16 protein-coding genes are annotated in these 19,820 nt (G+C 52.1%); 6 read left to right on the forward strand and 10 right to left on the reverse strand.

From position 1 onward, the window contains the following. Positions 1-8 precede the first annotated feature (8 nt). The 3 genes from MKY86_RS33200 to MKY86_RS33210 all read right to left on the reverse strand — a co-directional run bounded on the left by MKY86_RS33200 (position 9) and on the right by MKY86_RS33210 (position 3,187). The gene (locus MKY86_RS33200; protein WP_076077256.1) at positions 9-1,115 is read right to left on the reverse strand and encodes a polysaccharide pyruvyl transferase family protein; all 1,107 of its coding nucleotides are present in this window, start codon (positions 1,113-1,115) and stop codon (positions 9-11) included. Further along, positions 1,112-2,101 (reverse strand): glycosyltransferase family 2 protein, encoded by a 990-nt coding sequence (locus MKY86_RS33205; RefSeq protein ID WP_076077260.1) that lies wholly within the window; start codon positions 2,099-2,101, stop codon positions 1,112-1,114. Before MKY86_RS33205 ends, MKY86_RS33200 begins: the two co-directional genes overlap by 4 nt. A 210-nt stretch (positions 2,102-2,311) precedes the next feature. Then, complete coding sequence (locus MKY86_RS33210) at positions 2,312-3,187, reverse strand: aldose 1-epimerase family protein (protein ID WP_076077263.1); 876 nt, start codon at positions 3,185-3,187, stop codon at positions 2,312-2,314. Between the two features lie 195 nt (positions 3,188-3,382). Between MKY86_RS33210 and MKY86_RS33215 the strand changes: the two genes are divergently transcribed. Then, entirely contained in the window at positions 3,383-4,612 is a 1,230-nt protein-coding gene (locus MKY86_RS33215) for a Zn-dependent hydrolase (protein ID WP_076077265.1), read from the forward strand. A 130-nt stretch (positions 4,613-4,742) separates the two neighbouring features. Here the strand turns inward: MKY86_RS33215 and MKY86_RS33220 are convergent, their stop codons facing one another. Then, positions 4,743-5,666 (reverse strand): hypothetical protein, encoded by a 924-nt coding sequence (locus tag MKY86_RS33220; RefSeq protein WP_076077268.1) that lies wholly within the window; start codon positions 5,664-5,666, stop codon positions 4,743-4,745. Between the two features lie 379 nt (positions 5,667-6,045). Between MKY86_RS33220 and MKY86_RS33225 the strand changes: the two genes are divergently transcribed. Continuing rightward, positions 6,046-6,777 carry a class I SAM-dependent methyltransferase gene (locus MKY86_RS33225; protein ID WP_076077270.1) on the forward strand — a complete coding sequence of 244 codons (732 nt, stop codon included), beginning with the start codon at positions 6,046-6,048 and terminating at the stop codon, positions 6,775-6,777. 289 nt (positions 6,778-7,066) lie between these two features. On the opposite strand, the gene MKY86_RS33230 is transcribed toward MKY86_RS33225, so the two are convergent. From MKY86_RS33230 to MKY86_RS33250, 5 genes are all read right to left on the reverse strand, one after another. Beyond that, on the reverse strand, positions 7,067-7,894 hold the full coding sequence (locus tag MKY86_RS33230; RefSeq protein ID WP_076077273.1) for a carbohydrate ABC transporter permease: 828 nt from the start codon (positions 7,892-7,894) through the stop codon (positions 7,067-7,069). Positions 7,895-7,906: 12 nt separating this feature from the next. After that, complete coding sequence (locus MKY86_RS33235; protein ID WP_076077276.1) at positions 7,907-8,788, reverse strand: carbohydrate ABC transporter permease; 882 nt, start codon at positions 8,786-8,788, stop codon at positions 7,907-7,909. 233 nt (positions 8,789-9,021) lie between these two features. Then, positions 9,022-9,813, reverse strand: a complete 792-nt coding sequence (locus MKY86_RS33240) for a response regulator (RefSeq protein ID WP_076077278.1) — start codon at positions 9,811-9,813, stop codon at positions 9,022-9,024. A 27-nt stretch (positions 9,814-9,840) separates the two neighbouring features. Continuing rightward, positions 9,841-11,613 (reverse strand): histidine kinase, encoded by a 1,773-nt coding sequence (locus tag MKY86_RS33245; RefSeq protein WP_143803626.1) that lies wholly within the window; start codon positions 11,611-11,613, stop codon positions 9,841-9,843. A 617-nt stretch (positions 11,614-12,230) separates the two neighbouring features. Further along, positions 12,231-13,550: an ABC transporter substrate-binding protein gene (locus MKY86_RS33250; RefSeq protein ID WP_340827745.1), complete on the reverse strand. Its 1,320-nt coding sequence runs from the start codon at positions 13,548-13,550 to the stop codon at positions 12,231-12,233. 314 nt (positions 13,551-13,864) lie between these two features. Between MKY86_RS33250 and ald the strand changes: the two genes are divergently transcribed. Together ald and MKY86_RS33260 are read left to right on the forward strand one after the other, a co-directional pair. After that, positions 13,865-14,998, forward strand: coding sequence for an alanine dehydrogenase (gene ald, locus MKY86_RS33255; RefSeq protein WP_076077282.1), 1,134 nt, complete (start codon positions 13,865-13,867; stop codon positions 14,996-14,998). Between the two features lie 653 nt (positions 14,999-15,651). Further along, the gene (locus MKY86_RS33260; protein ID WP_076077287.1) at positions 15,652-16,920 is read left to right on the forward strand and encodes a PucR family transcriptional regulator; all 1,269 of its coding nucleotides are present in this window, start codon (positions 15,652-15,654) and stop codon (positions 16,918-16,920) included. On the opposite strand, the gene MKY86_RS33265 is transcribed toward MKY86_RS33260, so the two are convergent. Further along, positions 16,921-17,319 carry a GNAT family N-acetyltransferase gene (locus MKY86_RS33265; RefSeq protein WP_076077289.1) on the reverse strand — a complete coding sequence of 133 codons (399 nt, stop codon included), beginning with the start codon at positions 17,317-17,319 and terminating at the stop codon, positions 16,921-16,923. It abuts the gene before it with no gap. A gap of 102 nt (positions 17,320-17,421) precedes the next feature. On the opposite strand from MKY86_RS33265, the gene MKY86_RS33270 reads away from it, so the two are divergent. Together MKY86_RS33270 and MKY86_RS33275 are read left to right on the forward strand one after the other, a co-directional pair. After that, the gene (locus MKY86_RS33270; RefSeq protein ID WP_340827746.1) at positions 17,422-17,904 is read left to right on the forward strand and encodes a copper amine oxidase N-terminal domain-containing protein; all 483 of its coding nucleotides are present in this window, start codon (positions 17,422-17,424) and stop codon (positions 17,902-17,904) included. Between the two features lie 159 nt (positions 17,905-18,063). Further along, a complete protein-coding gene (locus MKY86_RS33275) occupies positions 18,064-19,764 on the forward strand; it encodes a DUF4127 family protein (RefSeq protein WP_076077292.1) in 1,701 nt (566 codons plus the stop codon). Positions 19,765-19,820: the final 56 nt, after the last annotated feature.

The raw sequence follows: 19,820 nt of genomic DNA on the forward strand, positions 1-19,820 counted from the left end.
TGCTTATCTTAAGCGGTAACGATAGACGAAGCAGGTTCTTCAGCGCTGCTATTCGACATGGCTTCAATAATTTGGTTGTAATGCTGGACCGAGAATTCATTATTGTAACGGGGACTCTGGATCGTCTTCAGTTCTTCCAGCAATGCCGGGATTTGCTTCACATCATTCGTGAATTTCACATAGCCCAGATGCTTGATCCATTCGTAGCTGCCTACGACCTTATAATTGTAATTCCCCAGCGCAATACAAGGCGTGGACGTAATCGCTGCAAAAATCATCCCGTGCAGCCGGTCCGTAATCACGACCTCGGCCTCCTTGAACTGATTCCATAGGGTGTTCAGCTCGTGATCCCGGTCTTCCAGGGAGACAGGGCGGAGGATGCAGGTATCCGTGAAGGTAGTGGTGCTGTAGTGCTTGGAGGTGTAATCCTGGATGATCTTTTTGTCCTGCTCGCTGAAAATACTCTCCTTATCGGCTCTAATGCACAGAAGGGCACCGTGGCGCTCCTTGGGAGGATCAGTGATATCCAGGGACATGACAATGTCCGGCGTTAACAGCACTGCGTTGTTTCTGAAACCTGCTTTCATAATTTCGTACGACGTTTTCTCTCTGGCGACCAGAGTGAGGTCCTTATGGGAGCCATAGAGGTCCTGTGTCTTCTTGAACTCCGCGCGGCCCAGCTCGGTATCACCGAAGTAGATGGTCTGCGGGAAGACGATAATTTTGTTATTCGGGAAATCGGAGATAATCTTGCGGCGTACCTCTTCCTCACGGAAATACTCGATTCCGAAGTTGCCCCCGCCTTGAAGCACGAAGATATCCTCCGGCGAACAGAATTCCTCCAGGCACTTCATGTTATGCATCAGCCGGTTGGCTACAATCTCTATAAGTGTATAGTCGGGAAAAGCTTTTCGCAAAAAATTCATCTGCGCATAAGTGATGGCGTGATCGCCCAGATTGTCATGCTCGGGGGAGCCGACGACGTAAATGGCTTTTGTCTTGTCTTTATATGCATTCCGGTAGCTCAGATAGCCCTTATAATATTGATAGACGGGAATATTGCTTACATAATTGCGGAAAGACAGCGGCAGGATCTTCTCAAGGGCTTGGCTCATATCATATTACTTCCCTTCAAACGGAGTTTGGAATAATACAGCATTTTGTATACCGTGGAGCTGGTCATAATCAGCAGGGCAGCGGTCTTCATCTCCCGGCGGAGAATACGGTTGCGCAGGATCGCGGAGGTATGCTTGCTCAGGAACCCGCCCAGCTCGGCCAGATATTCCTTGTTAACTGCAGTCTCGCCGGTAATCAGCTGGAAGTTGCACAGCTCAATGCCTTCCGTTACCGTCCGGGATAACGAGATTTCTTTGGCGATCGGATAGTTTTTATCCTGAATCGTCTCGTAGATCTCCAGCGCCGCGCAATAGCGGTCGTAATATTTCCGGTTGTTCATCGCTCCGGTGATGCTGTCGCTTCGCTTCAGATACAGATATTTGGGGGAATCCAGCGAGACGGTCTTGTTCGCCTGGAGGAATAATTTATAGGTGGTAAAAATGTCCTCGAAATACCGGCCGACCGGGTATCTCACCTGGCTGAACAGCTCGGCCTTGTACAGCTTATCCCAGGCAAGGTTCTGGATCTCGGTATCCTCCAGCAGCTTGTCGATGGCATGCGCATTATCGTATACACGCACCTGGTGCGTGAAGGACTTTTCCAGCTTGACATCATCCTGCACCTCGCAATGACCGCATACAGCGATATCTGCATTGTGGGCGGTGATGAGTCCGTACAGGGCTTCATACATGTCCGGTTCGATCCAGTCATCGCTGTCGACGAACCCGATATACCGGCCCTCTGCCACATCAATTCCATAGTTGCGGGCATCGGACAATCCGCCGTTCTGCTTATGAATGACGACGACACGCGGGTCCAGCTCCTTGTAATACTCGCAAATCTCGCCGCACTTATCGGGTGATCCGTCATTGACCAGAATCAATTCAAAATTGCGGAAGGTCTGCGCCAATATCGAATCCACACACTTCCTCAGGTACAATTCCACGTTGTAGATAGGCACAATAATACTTATCTCTGGCTTCACTCGAGCAGTCACTTCCTTTCCCGGTTCTGATTCGGGTCTACGCGTCACTTTATTTGTGATAATCTTACTATCCGGGTCAAAAGGTTGTATATACTACTAAAGTGTACTTATCACTTGAGGAGGGCCGTGAACTGCCTGACGAGAAGCCGCTGTTCCACAGCAAAAAGACCGCAGCACCACGGGGTGACTGCGGCCTTCGCCTGTTGAAATTTAGTTAAACGTAATCGCCAGCGCGCTGGTAAACTGGCCGCCCGGCGGCAGGGAGATGACGTTCTGCTTCTCCCGGAAATCGCCGGTGAAGCCTTCGATATCAGCCACGCCATGCCAAGGCTCGATACACACGAATGGTGCATTCTTCGGCTGCCAGATGCCGAGATCGGGGAAATTGGTGAAGGCGACTGTTACGCTCTTGTCAGACTGTCTGCTTTTCAGGGCAACCGATTTGGACTGGACATTGCGGAAGACCAAGGCGTCATGCGCGAACATGCCGTGGTTCAGCGGCAGCTTGTTGTCCCCGTCGAGCATAGTCTCGCTCTGGCCTGGAGTAATCAAGCCATTCTCATTCAGGAATAAGCGCTCCAGGCGCTCCGGCTGCTCAAATTCAAGATAATAGTCGGTGAAGCTGCCTTCCCCGCCGACCGGGCAGTTGAATGCCGGATGGGTGCCGAGCTGGAAGAACATCTCCTCTTCTCCGGGATTCTCCACCCGGTAGCCGATGTCCAGCGTGCTGCCGTTCAGCGTATAGGTGAGATACAGATGGAACGGATACGGGTAGCTGGCCAGCGTATCTTCGCTGTGGGAGAGCCGGTAGATCGCCTGCGTCTCGCTTGCCTCCACCAGCGTGAATTCGCTGCGTCTGGCGAAGCCGTGCCGGGCCAGCGGATACGCCTGCCCGTCTACCCGGACCGCTTCGCCTGCGGCTCCCCCGATCATCGGGAACAGCACCGGGGAACGGCCTGTCCAATAGGCGGCGTCTCCGTTCCACATATATTCAGTGTCTGTATCCGTTCTTTTGAAGCTGACCAGCTCAGCACCGAGTGAACTGATCTCGGCCACGGCCAGGCCGCTGCGTAAAATAGTGTTCATGCTTTTACCCCTCTCGCCCTGCAATATGTAATCCTGATGTCTCATATTCTAACAGACTTCCCCGCAGGTGCCAGCATATAACGGAAATTCTCCAGCCTATAATTTTTACAGTATGTACAATGACAAACATGTGGAATTCGTTAACATATAAGGATAGCAATCATTCCATATCAGCGGAAACGGGGGAATAAGCCGATGCAGGTGAAGCAACTATTGGTGAACGGTGGGCGGCTGAAGAATACGATTGAAGCTTTTGCCGATTTCGGGCGGACAGATCATAACGGAGTTACCCGGCTGTCGCTGTCGGAGCAGGATGTGCGGGTGCGCGGCTATTTCACCGCCTGCTGCGAAGAGCTGGGCATGAGCGTGAAGGTGGATGATATGGGCAATATGTATGCCACTCTGGCTGGCAGTGAAGAGGGGCTGCCCATCGTGATCGGCTCACATCTGGATACTGTGAAGAAGGGCGGCAGATTCGACGGTGTGCTGGGGGTGATTGCCGGCCTTGAGGTGGTGAGAACCCTGGTAGATCACGGGATTAAGCCCCGGCTGCCTGTCACGGTGATGAACTTCACCAATGAGGAGGGGGCGCGCTTCGAGCCGTCCATGATGGCTTCTGGGGTCTTGTCCGGCAAGTTCGATAAGGCGGCTATGCTGGAGAAGAAGGACCCGGAGGGGATCACCTTCGGAGATGCGCTCCAGGCCAGTGGCTATGCCGGGGAGGCGGAGAACCGGATCAGGGAAGCGGCGGCTTATCTGGAGCTGCATATTGAGCAAGGCCCTGTGCTGGAGAAGGAGAACGTTAAAATCGGTCTGGTTGACTGTGTTGTGGGCATGGTCTGCTATGAGATTGAAGTGACCGGGGAGTCGGATCATGCCGGGACTACGCCGATGGATATGCGCCGGGATGCGCTGTTTGCCGCTACCGATATTATTACGGAACTGCGCCGCAAGCTGGCCGTGCTGGACCCTGAGCTGGTCTATACGATGGGGCGGATGAATGTGCTGCCGAATATCCATACGGTCATTCCGAACAAGGTGATCTTCACCGTGGAAGCGAGACATAAAGATATGGACGTGGTTCGGGAGGTCGAGGCAGTTATTCACGACCTGCCGGAGGAGCTGCTGGATTGCAGCGTGTCGAAGACGAAGCTGTGGGGCCGCGACACGGTATGGTTCGATCCGGGGATCTGTGCGCTGGTGGAGCAGGCCGCGCAGAAGCTCGGTTACAGCAGCCGGAAGCTGGCTAGCGGCGCGGGGCATGATGCCCAGTTCGTGGCCGGGTTCCTGCCGTCGGCGATGATTTTCGTCCCAAGTGTGAACGGGAAAAGCCATTGCGAGGAAGAGCTCACCTCCTATGAGGATTGCGAAATGGGCGTGAATGTGGTGCTGGAGACGGTGCTGTCGGCGCTTTCCCGTGCCTGAGCGGCGGGTACTAAGCTTAGTTAGATAGTAATATTGGTATATGGATATGCTTAAAGGAGGAATGCAATTTTCCCTCCTTTAAAATTCGCAGTTTATAAAGATTACGAACCAAACTAACTTTTTATTATGCTCATTTTGCGTGAATAGGTAAATTGAAATCCAATCGATCAAACTTCCTCAAAATATCCAAATTGGAGGTAATATGATGAGTACCCCAATAATAATTTCCGATGGCTTGTTCAGTGACACACCATCGTTTGCCGTCCGGATGCGGGTTATTCTGTTCATATGTGTTTAATTCTTCCTCAGGTGCTATTCGAATCTCATTTGTATTATGCAGTGTGTCTATAATCGTATCCAGATTTATATCTACAACATGTTTAAGTTCTGGATAGTGGTCGCTTTTTGGCGAACCCATAAAGTACACGGGCAATGGTAACCAAAACGGCCATGTTACAGGGTCAAAGGATTTCATTTCCAACGATACCGGGTCATAATCGGGGACGCCGTTGAGTAGGATTTGACCACACAGCTTGTACTTGTCTTTTAAAGTCACTGCTTTGTGGTAGATATCACTGTTTTCGTCTGCATATTTAAGTATAAAGTCTGAAAGTCTCTTTGTTACTCCAATATCAGCTTCCGTGGCTTTCTTTGGGTCGAAATGAAACCATGGCAAATGTGCGAAATCATTGTTGCTAGGGATTCCTTGCATCCCCACCCAGCCGTCATCCAACAAATATGTACCGGAATCAAGGTATTTGAGGATACCCATAATAATTGTATCTCTTAGACTGCTAACAGAATCATCTGCCGTGTCCAAATAATCCAACGCTATACATATTGTATAGGGAGAAGAATTAGGGTTCCAATTGTTGCACTCGATGTTGTAACCAAAACCGCCATCCTCATTTTGGTAACTGGACAGAACTGAAAGGAATTCCTCGCAGCTCCCTTTTTCAAATAAATACTTCCACTTTGTAAATTCAAGCGGTCTGGCATTACGGTGAATCAGTTTTCTTAATCTCAAAAACTCATCAAGTGATATTTTTTTCAAAATATTTACCTCCCGTATTGTTACAAAACTTTATATGGTATTATTATACATTTTTTTCATCGGAAGTTGTCGATCGCTGACTAGTTTTCTGTTTAGTAGAGAATATCCTTCACTGTAATCAGCCCATGCCCTGGTGGAGCCGTCACAGTATCTCTGATGCGTGCCGCCGCGAATGGTGTAGGAACAAAGCAGGTTCGGATTATTGTGCTTTTTAAAGGCGGTGGCTTTCGGGGGATTAGTATGAGCGGCCCGTTCTATAGATCCCAGCTATGTGGGATGGCGGTTCCGGACGATATCCCTAATAATGAACCTTATTCGTTATTGGGGATGACTGTGCCGTTACGGTCATTATACCGATGACCACACCGGAGGGGATGAAATGAAGAACCATATATCCAATGCAGCCAACCCATGGGAACAGGCAGACGGAGATCAGTACGTACAGAATATCAGCCGCAAAATCCCCGGATACACGCTGCAATATGACCTGATGGATACGCTGCTAACAGCGCGGCTGGACAATCAGGAGAAGCCCAGGCTACTGATCGTTGGAGCAGGCGGGGGCCAGGAGATTCTGAAGCTGGGCCTAAGCCATCCGGCCTGGAGGTTCAGCGGCCTGGACACCTCGCAGAGTATGCTTCAGGCTGCCAAGCAGCGGCTGGAGGCTGCGGGTCAACCGGGTCTGCTGGATAGAGTGCGGCTGCATCATACGGAGATTGCCGCGTGGAGCAGTAATGCGCTGCATGATGCCGCAACCTGTATGCTGGTGCTTCATTTCGTGCAGGGGAGGGAGAGTAAGCTGGCGCTCCTTCGCAGCATTGCCGCGCGGCTTCGGCCAGGCGCGTCGCTGTGCCTGTCCGCCATCTGCGGGGTGCCGGGTACTCCTGCATGGGAGCTTCAGATGGCAGGCTGGCGGCTGCATATGCTGGGGAACGGGATCGCAGAGGAACAGTGGCAGACCTTCGAGCAATCGTTCGGCGTAATCTCTCATCCGCTCCATGCTGAAGAGATAGAGGAGTTGCTGAAGGAGGCCGGGTTCACTGCCGTATCCCGATTCTTCGGCGCTTATCTGATTGATGGCTGGGTGGCGGTGAAGGCGCTAGAACGATAGCAACTGCACTTTGTACAATGGATTGCTGTAAAAAAGGCTTCCAAATATGATCTATTGTATTCCGTACAGTCGAATATTGAAAAAAGGCCATTTTTCACCCAAAACTCAACATTCCACTGTATGAAATACAATAGAACATCATTTTACGATCAGCTATGCGTTTTCTATTGCACGAAATACAGCTAAACAGAGATTCGGCGGCACATCCGGGGGTTTAGTTGTACAGATTACAATTAAGCCCACCCCGGAGCCTTAATCCGGCATGATCGGGCACGCCAACCCCGCCCCGTCATCCCTTCACCGCCGAGCTGGCCACTCCTTCAATAATGTATTTCTGGCCGAGCAGGAAGACGAGAATCATCGGGATGATACCGGCCGTTGCGGCGGCCATCATGCCGTTGTAATCGACATTGTTCTCCAGGATGAAGTTCTGCAGCCCGAGCGGAACGGTGAACAGATCCTGGTCAATCAGGAAGACGAGCGCGTTCTCATAATCGTTCCAGTGCCAGGAGAAGTCGATAATCGCCAGGGTCGCCAGCGAGGGCTTGGCCATCGGCAGGATGATCCGCGAGAAGATGCGGAAATGGCCGGCACCGTCGATGAAGGCGGCCTCCGAGATTTCATGGGGCACGGAGAGGAAGAACTGCCGCATCATGAATACGCCAAAGATGGTGAACATGCCGGGCAGGATCAGTGCCCAGTGGGTGTTATAGATGCCCGCCCAGTCGAACATGATGAACTTGGGCACGAACAGGACCTGCGGAGGAACCATCATCATGGACAGATAGATCAGGAACATCGTGTTGCGCCCCTTGAATTCAATTCTGGCAAAACCATACGCCGCCAAGGCAGACAGGGAGACCGCGCCGATGGTACTGAGCACAGCGACTTTAAGGGAATTCAGATAATAAGGCACGAAGCTGCCCTGGCCGGACCAGACTTTGATATGATGGCTCCAGTTGAAGTGATCCGGAATCCACTGGATCGGATAGCGGAATACCTCTGCCGGGGTTTTGAAGGAGGTGCTGATCATCCAGAGGAAGGGCACAATCATGACGATGCTGAAGAACAGCATGATCAGGGTGGTGATGCTTTTGGTAACGATGGCTTTATTCATATTCTCAGCTCCTTAGTAGTGAACCCAGCGTTTCTGGCCCAGCCATTGAACCACGGTGAAGATCAGAATGATCAGGAACAGGGCCCAGGAGACCGCTGATGCATAGCCCATCTCGTAATAGCGGAAGGCATTCTGATAGATGAACAAGGATAATACGGTGGTGCTGTTCCCGGGGCCGCCCTGTGTGATCGCCTGGATGATGCCGAACTGCTTGATCGACATGATCAGTCCGGTAATCAGCAGCAGAAAAGTAGTGGGACTCACCAGCGGCCACAGAATGCTGCGGACCGTCTGCCACGTGCGGGCACCGTCGATAGTGGCTGCCTCCAGCAGCTCGCCGGACACCTCCTGCAAAGCGGCGAGGTAGATAATCATGTTATAGCCGAGCATGAACCAGATCCAGATGATATCAATCGCATACATGGACGTATCCATCGTGGACAGCCAGCCGGGAGGATTCTCGATGCCCAGGGAGCGGAGAATGCCATTGATCGGCCCGTTATTCGGGTGGAACAGCAGCATCCAGACGAAGGCTACGGCTACGCCGCTGGTAATGTAGGGCATGAAGTACAAGGCGCGCAGCAGCTTTTTGAGATACACGGAACGGTTCAGGATGACAGCCACCAGGAACGCCAGCCCAATGGATACAGGAACAGAGAGCAGGAACAGCAGCGTGTTCTTAATGGCAATATAGAAGACCTCATCCCCCAGCATCCGCCGGATATTGGCCAGCCCGATGAACTTGGTATGGGGACTCATAAACTTGTAGTCTGTAAACATGAGATAGAACGAATACATAGCCGGTATGATAAAAAATAGTATCACGCCAATCATATTGGGCCCGATAAACAGATAGCCCAGCAGCTGCTGACGTCGCATCCAGGTTGCCTTCACAATAGCCCCACTCCTTTAGGTCTTATAAGTACATTACAAGCATAACAAGCGTCCTCCTGACGGTTAAGGAACAAAACCACCCACTTCATGGCACAGAAATATACAATTACGCAGGCGGCGGCAGGCGCTTCGGTCTTAGATATGTTCTATCCATGTTCCGGCCAGCAAGAATAGCGGCATTCCCGGAAGGAATGCCGCTGGAGCGGTACTATGATCGTTATCTGAAAAGCAGGCTATAAGCTCAAGCGATCCGGCTTCTCCCGCTGCTGATGCCGGTATTGGCTGGGCGTCTGCGCGGTCAGGCGCTTGAAGATCTTGATGAAGTAGTTGTCGCTCACGAAGCCGACCCGGTTACCGATCTCATAGACCGGCAAGTCGGAATCGGTAAGTAGCCGGATTGCCTGATCTACCCGTACACGGTGCAGATAGTGGATCAGGGTATGGCCCGTTTTCTTTTTGAACAGGGTGCTGACATAATTCTCGGCCATCATGACATACTGGGACATCGACTTCACCGTAATATCCTCATCGTAGTGTTCGTGCAGGTAGTGAAGAATCTTCTGGATCTCCGGGTGGCTAGTAATCTCCTCATGGGCCGGCGGGGACACCTTAGACTCCTGAGGGCTATCCGGTTCAACCTTGCGGTTCTTCTCCAGCTCGCCGCTGATCTTGCGCAGTGTGTCCCGGAGTGAATTCACGCTCATCGACAGCTTCAGAATATAATTGGATGCCCCATATTCCATGGCCAGCCGCACATTCTCGAAATCATTCATGCAGGTCAGCATGACGAAGCGGGAATCAAATCCTTCCTCACGGGTTCTGCGCAGCAGCTCGACTCCATCCATCTCCGGCATGACGATATCCGAAATCACCAGATCGGGCGTATTCTCCCGGATCATCTCCAGCGCTTCTGCCCCGTTGCCCGCTTCTCCGCTGACCGTGAAGCCAAGCTCCTCCCAGGCGATAATCTCGCGCACACTTTCCCGTACGAACACCTCGTCCTCCACCAGCAGTACCTTCCACATGTGTAATCCCTCCCGTAGTTATGTGCCTTAAGCCGGATGTTCGTTGCCGTAAGGCGTGGACATTAGCAGCGGCAGCGTCAAGCGCACCGTAACGCCTTCACTGGTTGAGAGAACCTCAAGCTGACCCTCTTCCCGGAACAACAGCCGCAGCCGCTCCTGGATATTACTTAGTCCGATGCCCGGACGCTTGCGCGGAGCCTTGGGGCCGCTGCCCTGCTCCATGCCTACGCCGTTGTCCCGGATCTCGACAATCAGCCTGTGCTCTTCGCGGCGGACGTTCAGCTCAATCAGGCCATGGCCGGGAAGTCTGCTGATTCCGTGAATGATGGCGTTCTCCACCAGCGGCTGGAGACTTAGCTTTGGCACCAGGGCATACAGAATGTCCTCGTCATACGTGAACGTACAGTCGAATTTGTGCGCGTACCGGACCTGCTGAATATGGACATAGGCCTCAACCAGCTCGATTTCATCTTTTAGATGGATCAGATCCTTATCGGTGTTCAGACTGGCCTCCAGCAGCTTGCCGAGCGACAGAGTCATGTTCGTAATATCCTCGTTATGCTCACGGATGGCGATCCATTTGATCGTATTCAGCGTGTTCAGCAGGAAGTGGGGATTCGTCTGGGCCAGCAGCATCTGAAAATGCACCGCCTCCTTCTGGCGCTCCTCCGCCTTCAGCTTCTGGATCAGCAGGTGGGTGTCGTCAAGCATTGTATTGAAGGTCCGGGTCAGCTCAAGGATCTCGCCGCTGAATTTGTGCTCCGGCAGGCGGATCTTCAGGCTTTTCTGCACCGCCGCCTTCATCTTGTTCTGCAGATGGGACAAGGGCCGCGTAATGGTCGTAGCAATCACGAAGGTCATCATCAGGAAGATGCTCGTCAGCACCAGGAACGTAAGGAAGTACTGCTGCTTCAGCCCCTCGATCTCCACGAACAGCACAGACAGCGGAATCCGGTTGACGATATACCAGTCCAGCGACTCCACATAGATATAATTAATCAGGGCGTTCGAGTCCTTGTCGATAAAATATTGCTGTCCCGGCTGCCCGGCGAAGCCCGCCTTCACCTTCTCAGATAGCTGGCTGCCCGGAACCGATTGGGAGATATCCTCGCCCGAGCGGGTGATCAGGAAATACTGCTGCTCCAGATCGGACTGCTTGTGGATGGAGCGCAGCCAGTACGTATAATCAATGCTGATCCGGGCCATGCCATACGGCTGGTTCCGGGCATCCTCCAGATACGCGTATAAGGATAGAAGATAGGCGCTGGTAGAGACATCACGCAGAACGTAGTTGGCATCATTAGGCACCCAGTGATAGGAGCTGTTATTCATCTGCCCCCGGTCGAACCCGGGATTTCCCCGTAGATTCGAATAGACCAGAGAATCCTTGGGCGGATATGAGGTGTATGCGCTTTCAGACAAGTCCAGAATCATGAAGTAGACCGAAGGGTTATACAGGAAGAAGCTATTGTTCAGGTTCTTGAAAATATTCTCCATCAGCCGCTTATTTTCCAGCTCATTACGCTGTCCGGGATGGAGCAGCACGGACTTCACAGTGTCATCCTGCTTCAGGAACAGCAGCGTTTTGAAGGCGATGCTGATCTGGTCCTCCAACGTGCGGTACATCTGCTCCAGCTGATAGTGGCTCTGCTGGCTGATTTTCTTCTGGACCAGCGTCTCAATGCGCTGATAGTTATAGATATTCAGCGCGCCGAACGGCAGCAGAATCAGACAGACAAAGGCGGTGAACAGGCGGTATTTCAACTTCTGGGGAACCAGCATACGCAGCAGCTGTGACACAGGGAAGCACCTCCAAGCCGGTTGATATGCTAGATTATAGCATACTCCCTCCGCCGGATTGGCGATATTTCAAATTGCATGGATTTGTTCCAGCGGACAGGGGAGGATGGCGGAAATGCATAGTTTTGTTCTATCCGGGCTGCTTGACAGCGGGACAAGAAAGACGGAGCGGATGGTTATCCGCCCCGTCTTGTCAAGGGAGCTTTTGGAGTATGGAGGGGTATTTCCTGGCCCCAATCATTGTGCCCGCCGCTACTATTCCTCCTACTGTGGACCGACGGACTCACAGGCTCCTATTTGGCGAAAAAGTCAACTTCATGCTTGCAGGTGGACTCAGAAGCCTTTATATCACTTCAGGTAGCCGGAAATGAAGAGGGAAATTGTAATTAAGCGCATCTGAGTCCGTGTAGCCTCCAGAATAGCCGAATTTGCCCTAATAAGTGCATTCCAGTCCGCAAGAACACGGCTGGAGCTTGCGCGTTCATTCAAGGCTTAGCCTGTTCCTGATAGGGCAAGACAAAAGAAAGAGAGGCGCCATGATTCCCATGGCAAGCCTCCTGTATGATGCACGATACTTCTCTATTTCTTCGCTATCTCCGCTGTCTCCACCCAAGCCGCTACTTCTTCTGCTTCAAATACTCATTATGCCGGGCTGCCATGGCCTGCACGGTCTGGTCAAGCGACTGTGAGCCGAGGAAATACTTCTCGTACTCCTGTGAACGCAGGTCCATTACCTCTTGCGGCAGGCTGCGGACATAGGTTGGCGTCTTATTGTCGAACATGACGTACATCAGGGAGTCCAGATCGTAGGAGTCACTTTTGTCGCCGATGAGGCTCTTGAGCGCATCCTCCTGCTTGGCATCCTTGGAGGCCGGGAGTCTTCCACCCGCTGCCATGGGGGACATGCCGCCATCGGAATACCACTTCAGGAACTCCCAGGCCGCTTCCTGCTTCTTGGACTTGGCGTTAATGGAGATGTAATCGCCGAGGCCCCCGCGGGTCACGTAATCACTGGCGGATTCAGCAAGTCGGGGTACCGGAGCGAAAGCGATTTTGAAATCACGCGGGAAGTCGGTGAAGTTATTCGAGCTGCGCAGCAGCCACGCCCCGATATTGAGCATCGGCACCTCTCCGCTGAGGAACACCTGCTCCACCGGCATCTTGGAAGTCAACTGCTCGCCAAGCGGCGGTGTGGTCTTATCGTCCTGCATCATCCCGTTCAGCGTCTCCAGCCATTGTCTGACCAGCGGATGATCGAGATTGGAGGTGCCGTCCGGCTTAGTGTAGCCCTCCTGGGACAGCACGGAGTCGATGGGGTCCACGAAGGGCTCCATATTTTGAATAAAACCGTACGAATTGCCGCTCTTCAGCTTCTTCGCATACTCGCGCAGCTCATTCCAGGTCCATTCCTTCGGAACCGGCAGGCCTGCCTTATCGAGGGCGTCTTTGTTCAGGGCGATGAAGAACGGGCTCTTGGTTGTCGGAACGCCGTAGAACTTGCCGTCAATCTTCCAGCTCGCAGTGTCCGCGCCCATCTTCTCTTCAATGTTGTAATCGGTGAAGCCGCTGAGGTCCAGGGCCAGTCCCGATTCCACCCGCTTGGCGGCATGGGAGATTGTATAGTTCACGAACAAATCCACATCCTGGCCGGTAATCATCGCCGTATCCAGCTTCAGATTGCCGTCGTCGTCATTGACATAGCGTACATATTCCACTTGAATATCGGGGTGCTCCTTGTTCCAGTTGTCCACCACCTGCTGCGGACCGGATTCCGGGGGGACACCGCCCCACATTTTGAGCGTTACCGGTGTATTCTTACCTGTGGCAGAGCTTCCATTGTCCGCTGAAGATGAATTGCTGCTGTTCCCGCAGCCTGCGGCCAGACCCATGATCAGAACGAGCGAAGTGATTCCGGCAATAACACGGCTCTTGTTCAAAAGCGACAACCTCCCTGTGTGTGTACTGTATAAGCTTGCAATTCAAGAATAGCAGATGGCCGGAAGCGTCAGAAGGAACAAAAAACAGGAGAATATGGAACATAACTTTATAATATCTCCCCGGATTAGGGCTAGGGCGGCAATAGTGCAGGGAAACGTTCTATTCCGGGAGCAGCTGGTGCGGCGTTTCAAGTCCATTGTGTAAAAACACAATCATGTCAGATCATGTTTTTCTTTTTACCCAAAATGCAGCTCCGGCCTGTATGTTATGATTCTTCACATAAGAGAACCCTAACTGACAGGAGCGATGAAAGATGATTATTGGCGTACCGAAAGAGATCAAAAACAACGAAAACCGGGTAGCGATCACCCCGGCGGGTGTTGTCAGCCTGACCGCAGAGGGCCACAAGGTGCTGGTGGAAGCAGGAGCGGGTGTAGGCAGCGGATTCCAGAATGAAGAGTATGCCGCAGCCGGTGCTGAATTGGTGGCAGAAGCCGCCGCAGTGTGGGCCACCGCTGAAATGGTAATGAAGGTAAAAGAGCCGCTGGCCAGCGAATACGGTTACTTCCGTCCAGGGCTTATCCTCTTCACTTATCTGCATCTGGCTCCAGAGCCAGCTCTGGCTGCCGCCCTTAAGGACAAAGGCGTATTCGCCATCGGCTACGAGACGGTAGTGGATGGACGTACGTTGCCGCTGCTCACACCCATGAGCGAGGTAGCAGGACGGATGGCTGTACAACTGGGCGCACAATTCCTGCAAAAGAACTACGGCGGACAGGGCATCCTGCTCTCCGGTGTTCCCGGCGTAAGCCGCGGCAAGGTCAGCATCATCGGCGGAGGTGTCGTCGGCACCAACGCGGCTAAGATGGCCATCGGCCTCGGCGCTGAGGTGACCATTATCGACCTGAGCGCAGACCGGCTCCGCCAGCTTGACGATATTTTCGGCGCACAGATCAGCACCCTGATCTCCAATCCGTACAACATCGCCAAGGCTGTTGCCGAAGCAGACCTGTTGGTAGGGGCAGTGCTTATTCCGGGAGCGAAGGCGCCTAAGCTGGTAACGGAAGCGATGGTGCAGACCATGAAGCCAGGTTCCTTCATTGTAGATGTGGCGATTGACCAGGGCGGGATTGTGGAGACGATTGACCGGGTGACCACGCATGATAACCCTGTCTTTGAGAAGCATGGGGTTCTGCACTATTCCGTAGCCAATATGCCGGGCGCAGTCGCCAAAACCTCGACCATCGCTCTAACCAACGTCACCGTTCCGTACGCCCTGCAAATTGCCAACAAAGGCGTATTCCAGGCCATTGAAGATAATGCAGGTCTGAAGAGCGGCGTCAACGTAGCCAACGGCAAAATCACCTGCCAGGCCGTAGCCGAGGCGCTTGGAGAAGAGTACTTCACGGTTGAAGCTGCTGTAGAGCAGGAGTTCACGCTGATCTAATCTATACAGAGAGAAGTCGGCTAGAGGGGGATCGCAATAGAAAAAAACAGGGGATAGAAAAGTACGCAGGAAAGAGTACGTCTACGCCTATTACAGTCCGGTGAGAGATCGCCGGGCTTTTTTGTGGTGAGCGGGCCGGATGTAATCGAAAAACCGATCACAATGGGCACGTCGAGGGTGAGTGGGCCGGATGTAATCGAAAAACCGATCACAATGGGCATGTCGAGGGTGAGCGGGCCGGATGTAATCGAAAAACCGATTACAATTGGTCAGCTGGAGGCGTGTGGGCTGGATGTAATCGAAAAACCGATTACAACGGGCACGTCGAGGGTGAGCGGGCCGGATGTATGCGAAAAACCGAATACAATTGGTCTGCGGGAGGCATGCGGGCCGAATGTATGCGAAAAACCGGATACAATCGGTCAGCGGAAGGCATGCGGGCTAGATGGACGCGAAATGCTGGCGCGAATGCAGGTATGCCGGATACTTCATTCATGTGAGGTTTTGCACCGCACCAGTTTGCTTTTGACGCAAATTCTTCATGATATGTCAGGTTTTCTACTGAAATCTGTTTTATTCCTATAGGCAACCGCCAGGCAGCGTACTATAATGTAATCACTTATTCTGCTATTCTTCAGGTTGAGGTGGGAACATTGGCACAATCAGAGCCATCATTTGACCGTTTTTTTGACAGTATGGAATCCCTGGCGGATACGCTCAGCGAATCGCTCCAGTCCCAGGTTACGATTGAGGACAGCAACCATCATGTGATCGGCTACAGCTCGCATCAGACGGAGAGCGATCCGGCACGGATCTCGACCATCATTGGCAAAAAGGTGCCGAGCACCGTCATCATCGGCTTGCGCAAAAAAGGCGTCATGCATGAGCTGGAGAGCAGCACGCATCCGATTCGCATCCCTGCGGTAATGGAGGTCGGGCTTGGCCCGCGGCTGGCCATGTGCATCAAGCACCAGCAGGGGATTCTGGGCTATATCTGGGTGGTGGACCGGGGGAATCTCGCCGCAGGGCAGGCGGAGGAACTTGTGGAGAAGGCTGCCGGGACTGCCGGGCGGTATCTGCTGAAGCAGCGCGGATGGAAGACGAAGCAGGAGAAGGCCATGGAGGATTTCTTCTGGAAGCTGCTGACCTCGCATTATGACAGCGAAGCGCATATCCGCCAGGAAGCGGAGGCCGGATCGGTGCTGCTGCCGGAGAACTATTACATTGGGGTGCTGGAGAGCAGCAGGCCGGTAGATGAGCATTTTCTGCAGCGTTTTCGCCGGGTAATGGACACCTTTACCGGGCAGCGGCTGCTGTTCCAGACCGCCGAGCAGAACCGGCTGATTATTCTTTTCTCCTTTATGTTTCCGGTGGAAGGGACGGGGCGGCTGTCTTCGTTCCTGCACAAGCTGCTAGGGGAGCTGGGCCAGAGCGAAGGCGGCAAGCTTACAGCAGGCTGCAGTCCTGAATACCGCGAATATACCTCAGCTGCTGAAGCGTACCGCGAAGCGCTGCAGATTCTGGAGTTGAAGAAGCTGCTGCCTTATCATACCCGTGAGCTGCTGCTCTATGAAGAGATCGGGTTCTGGGCGTACCTTCCGGCGATTCTGGAACAGAAACGGAGCCGCCCCCGCCGGAGCTTGCTGCTCTATCCGCTGAAGGAGCATGACCGTGAGCATAAGAGCGATCTCCTGAAAACCCTCGCCGTATATTTGTCGCTGGACGGGAATTTGAAGGAATCGGCCGCTTTTCTGCATATTCATACCAATACCTTAATGTACCGCCTGAACCGGATCACCGAGATTACAGGCAGGAGCCTCAAGGAGACCGACTACCGTACCTCCATCTACCTGGATCTTCTGACCGAGGAGACCGCGCAGGTAAATCTATGGTTCCAGGAGGCTGCTGGGTCCAAAGAGTAGCTAATGTTTTCGGGCGATCCGAAACGCATTGGTAGCCGCTTCAAAGCCGATTTGAGGATAGAACGTTAAAGCTTCCTCAGAAGACAAGAGTACGATGGCTACTTGATCTCCCAAGGTCTGCTGAAGGAGTTCTACCAGGTCTTTGCCTATATTTTGCTTCTGATACTCTTTGATGACAGCCAAGTCTGAGAGGTAACAGCAGTAACAATAGTCTGTGATGGCCCGTGCTAAGCCTACTACACGCTCACCGTCCCAGCAGCTAATGATGATATCGGCCTGATCAATCATTTTCTCCATACGGTCTAAATCGTTATAAGGCCGCTTAAGCCCCGATAATCTAAACACCTCAGCCATTTGCTCAGGCAGCAGCTGTTCATTGACCTTGAATTCTAATGCCATAATGACTCTCCTTTTAGATTCATTTTTATTATTCTAATCTATAAATGAGCACAATTGGATAAAGAATACTCTTGCATCGTATATGATTAAGTGGAGGTTTTTATGAGAAAAATAGTGAGCGTAATTCTCAGTGTCGCAGTGATCTCAATGAGCATTGGAGTGAATAGTATATTTGCTTCAGCAGCTCCCTCTGGTAGTGTAGCTAGTGTCAAATCTTCCAGAGAACATCCAAGTATTTTTATTAATAATGAAAAATTGGATATCTACGCTAATGTTACAACTCTTGGGACAACGCTTGTTCCTATGCGGCCTATATTCGAGGCTTATGGAATGACAGTAGAATGGAATAACGCGACCAAAACAGTTACTGCGACCAAAGATGATATTATCATTCAGTTAACAAATAATTCATTTGAGGGGGTTGTAAACGGAAATAAAGTGGTATTAACTCAGGCTCCTTCTCTAGAACCTGATAGCAATATATTTTTTGTGAATTTAAGATTTATCTCTGAAGCACTTGGCGCACAGGTTACTTGGAATAAAACGGCTTATAATGCCTCCGTGTATATTAATTTTTCTGAATAATACTGAATTAATATATAGAGTCTGCCTTTCAACTGGGTAGGCTTTTTATATTTTTTATTATTTTTTAAGTTCTGGTTGTAATCCATCTGTGTAAATCACCTTATATAGTGAAGGCATCTGTTCTGAGCCTATCTGCTAACTAGAGGGAGCGTGACATCAATGAAGAAAGTGCTATATGTACCATTGGATGATCGGCCTGTTAATTTGGATGATGTGATTGTGCAGGGGAGATCGGCGGGCATTGATGTGATCACACCGGATGTAACGGATCTTAAGAATCGCCTGGATTCGCAAAAGACAGCATCAGGCACAACCCTGCTGACCACCTCCTCACCGGCCTACGGAGATACCGCCAAGATCCGGCAATGGATTCTGGATCATGCGGCGTCCGTGGACGGTTTTATTCTCTCGGCGGACATGCTTGCCTACGGGGGGCTGATTGGCAGCCGTCGCCTGCGTACGGATGCAGGAGGTGCTTATCCGGCTTACGATGCTGCAATTACAGACTTGCTGGATGTCATCCGTGAAGTGAAGCAAGCTTACCCGGACAAGCCGGTGTATGTAATGGATACGATTATGAGGCTGGCCACCACCTCTTTTGCGGAAGGGCTGGACCTCGCGGCCTATACGGAGTCCCGCAACTTCATGCTTCAGCCGCGCAGGAGCTTCACGCAGTTCGAAGATATTCTCAGTGGATATAACCTGTCACCGACTGGCGACTATGGCAGTACGGCTACTTTTGATAAAGAGCAGTATTACAATACCAGAGCGCATAAGTTCAAGACGAACCGCTATATTCTGGAGGTGCTGGCGCAGGAAGGCTCTATTGATTTCCTTGCAGTCGGTGTGGATGATGCCAATACCCAGGGCGTGCAGATTAACGAGATTCACTATATGGAAGCAGGCATTAATGAATGGTTGGGCGGGACCCAGGGTCAAAATCCGGACCGGGCCGTCATCCTCCCGGATGCAGACGGACTGGGACAGTCCTTACTGGCGCGGATGGCGAATCAGCTCTACCGGAACGGGGCCACAACCAGGTATACCGTTGAATATTTCGGACCGCATGGCTCTACCCTTACGAGTCCGTATGAATATATGGATGTGCATCAGAACATCCTGCGCCATCTGGATATTGTAGGGGGTGAGGCGGTAGGCGATGCCCGTGAGGTGGAGATTATTGCGATTACTGCAGTGGATCAGGTGCTGGCTGCGGTTAACCGTATCGAAGATAACGATTCCCGCCTCGTCCCTTCGGTAGTGATTGACTGTGTCGGCGCAGGTGCAGCAGATGCAAGTATAACTGAGGCTCTACTGGACAGCAGGCATACTGGCGCGCTATTAGGATATAGCGGCTGGAATACGCCGGGGAACAAAATCGGCCTCGCACTGGGCATGGCCCAGGCCCGGTATGCTTATATCGTTACAGAGACCGATGTGGCGGCGCTGGATCTTGCGGTTAACGCTCACGGCTCGCTGCTGTTCAAGCGCTTCCTGAAGGATTACTTCTACAAAAGGCTGGCGATTGGCGAAATCCGGACGTACTCCAGAGCCCATTCGCTCTATGAGAATGTTGCAACGTTTACAGATCAGAATATGTTGTTGTTCAATAGCCCCGAGGACTACGTTCATCTTAAGGCCTTGCTAAGAGAGCGGATGCAGACACACACAGCCACGCTTGCCGGGACGGGAGCCTTCCGGATCGGCAGTGCTGAACCGGCGTGCAGTATCCGGCAGATTAACGGGGGCAGTTGGGTCTTCTCCGAATACGCCAGTGCAGTCCTTCCATACGATGATCCCGATTATATTTGGGGCCGCGCCTTTGAAATTACTTTGAATCCTCATGTCACGTTAGAATAATAGGTGTTTCTGACCGGCAGCTCTCCGTGGATAGATTACGGGGGGCTGTTTACGCA

The sequence above is a fragment of the Paenibacillus sp. FSL R7-0333 genome, assembly GCF_038000365.1.
In the GTDB taxonomy this organism is placed as follows: Bacteria; Bacillota; Bacilli; order Paenibacillales; family Paenibacillaceae; genus Paenibacillus_AQ; species Paenibacillus_AQ silagei.

Coding starts and splice junctions, on each gene's coding strand:
- MKY86_RS33200 (WP_076077256.1), bottom strand. CDS start 1,115: ATGAGCCAAGCCCTTGAGAAGATCCTGCCGCTGTCTTTCCGCAATTAT.
- MKY86_RS33210 (WP_076077263.1), bottom strand. CDS start 3,187: ATGAACACTATTTTACGCAGCGGCCTGGCCGTGGCCGAGATCAGTTCA.
- MKY86_RS33215 (WP_076077265.1), top strand. CDS start 3,383: ATGCAGGTGAAGCAACTATTGGTGAACGGTGGGCGGCTGAAGAATACG.
- MKY86_RS33225 (WP_076077270.1), top strand. CDS start 6,046: ATGAAGAACCATATATCCAATGCAGCCAACCCATGGGAACAGGCAGAC.
- MKY86_RS33230 (WP_076077273.1), bottom strand. CDS start 7,894: ATGAATAAAGCCATCGTTACCAAAAGCATCACCACCCTGATCATGCTG.
- MKY86_RS33240 (WP_076077278.1), bottom strand. CDS start 9,813: ATGTGGAAGGTACTGCTGGTGGAGGACGAGGTGTTCGTACGGGAAAGT.
- ald (WP_076077282.1), top strand. CDS start 13,865: ATGATTATTGGCGTACCGAAAGAGATCAAAAACAACGAAAACCGGGTA.
- MKY86_RS33265 (WP_076077289.1), bottom strand. CDS start 17,319: ATGGCATTAGAATTCAAGGTCAATGAACAGCTGCTGCCTGAGCAAATG.
- MKY86_RS33270 (WP_340827746.1), top strand. CDS start 17,422: ATGAGAAAAATAGTGAGCGTAATTCTCAGTGTCGCAGTGATCTCAATG.
- MKY86_RS33275 (WP_076077292.1), top strand. CDS start 18,064: ATGAAGAAAGTGCTATATGTACCATTGGATGATCGGCCTGTTAATTTG.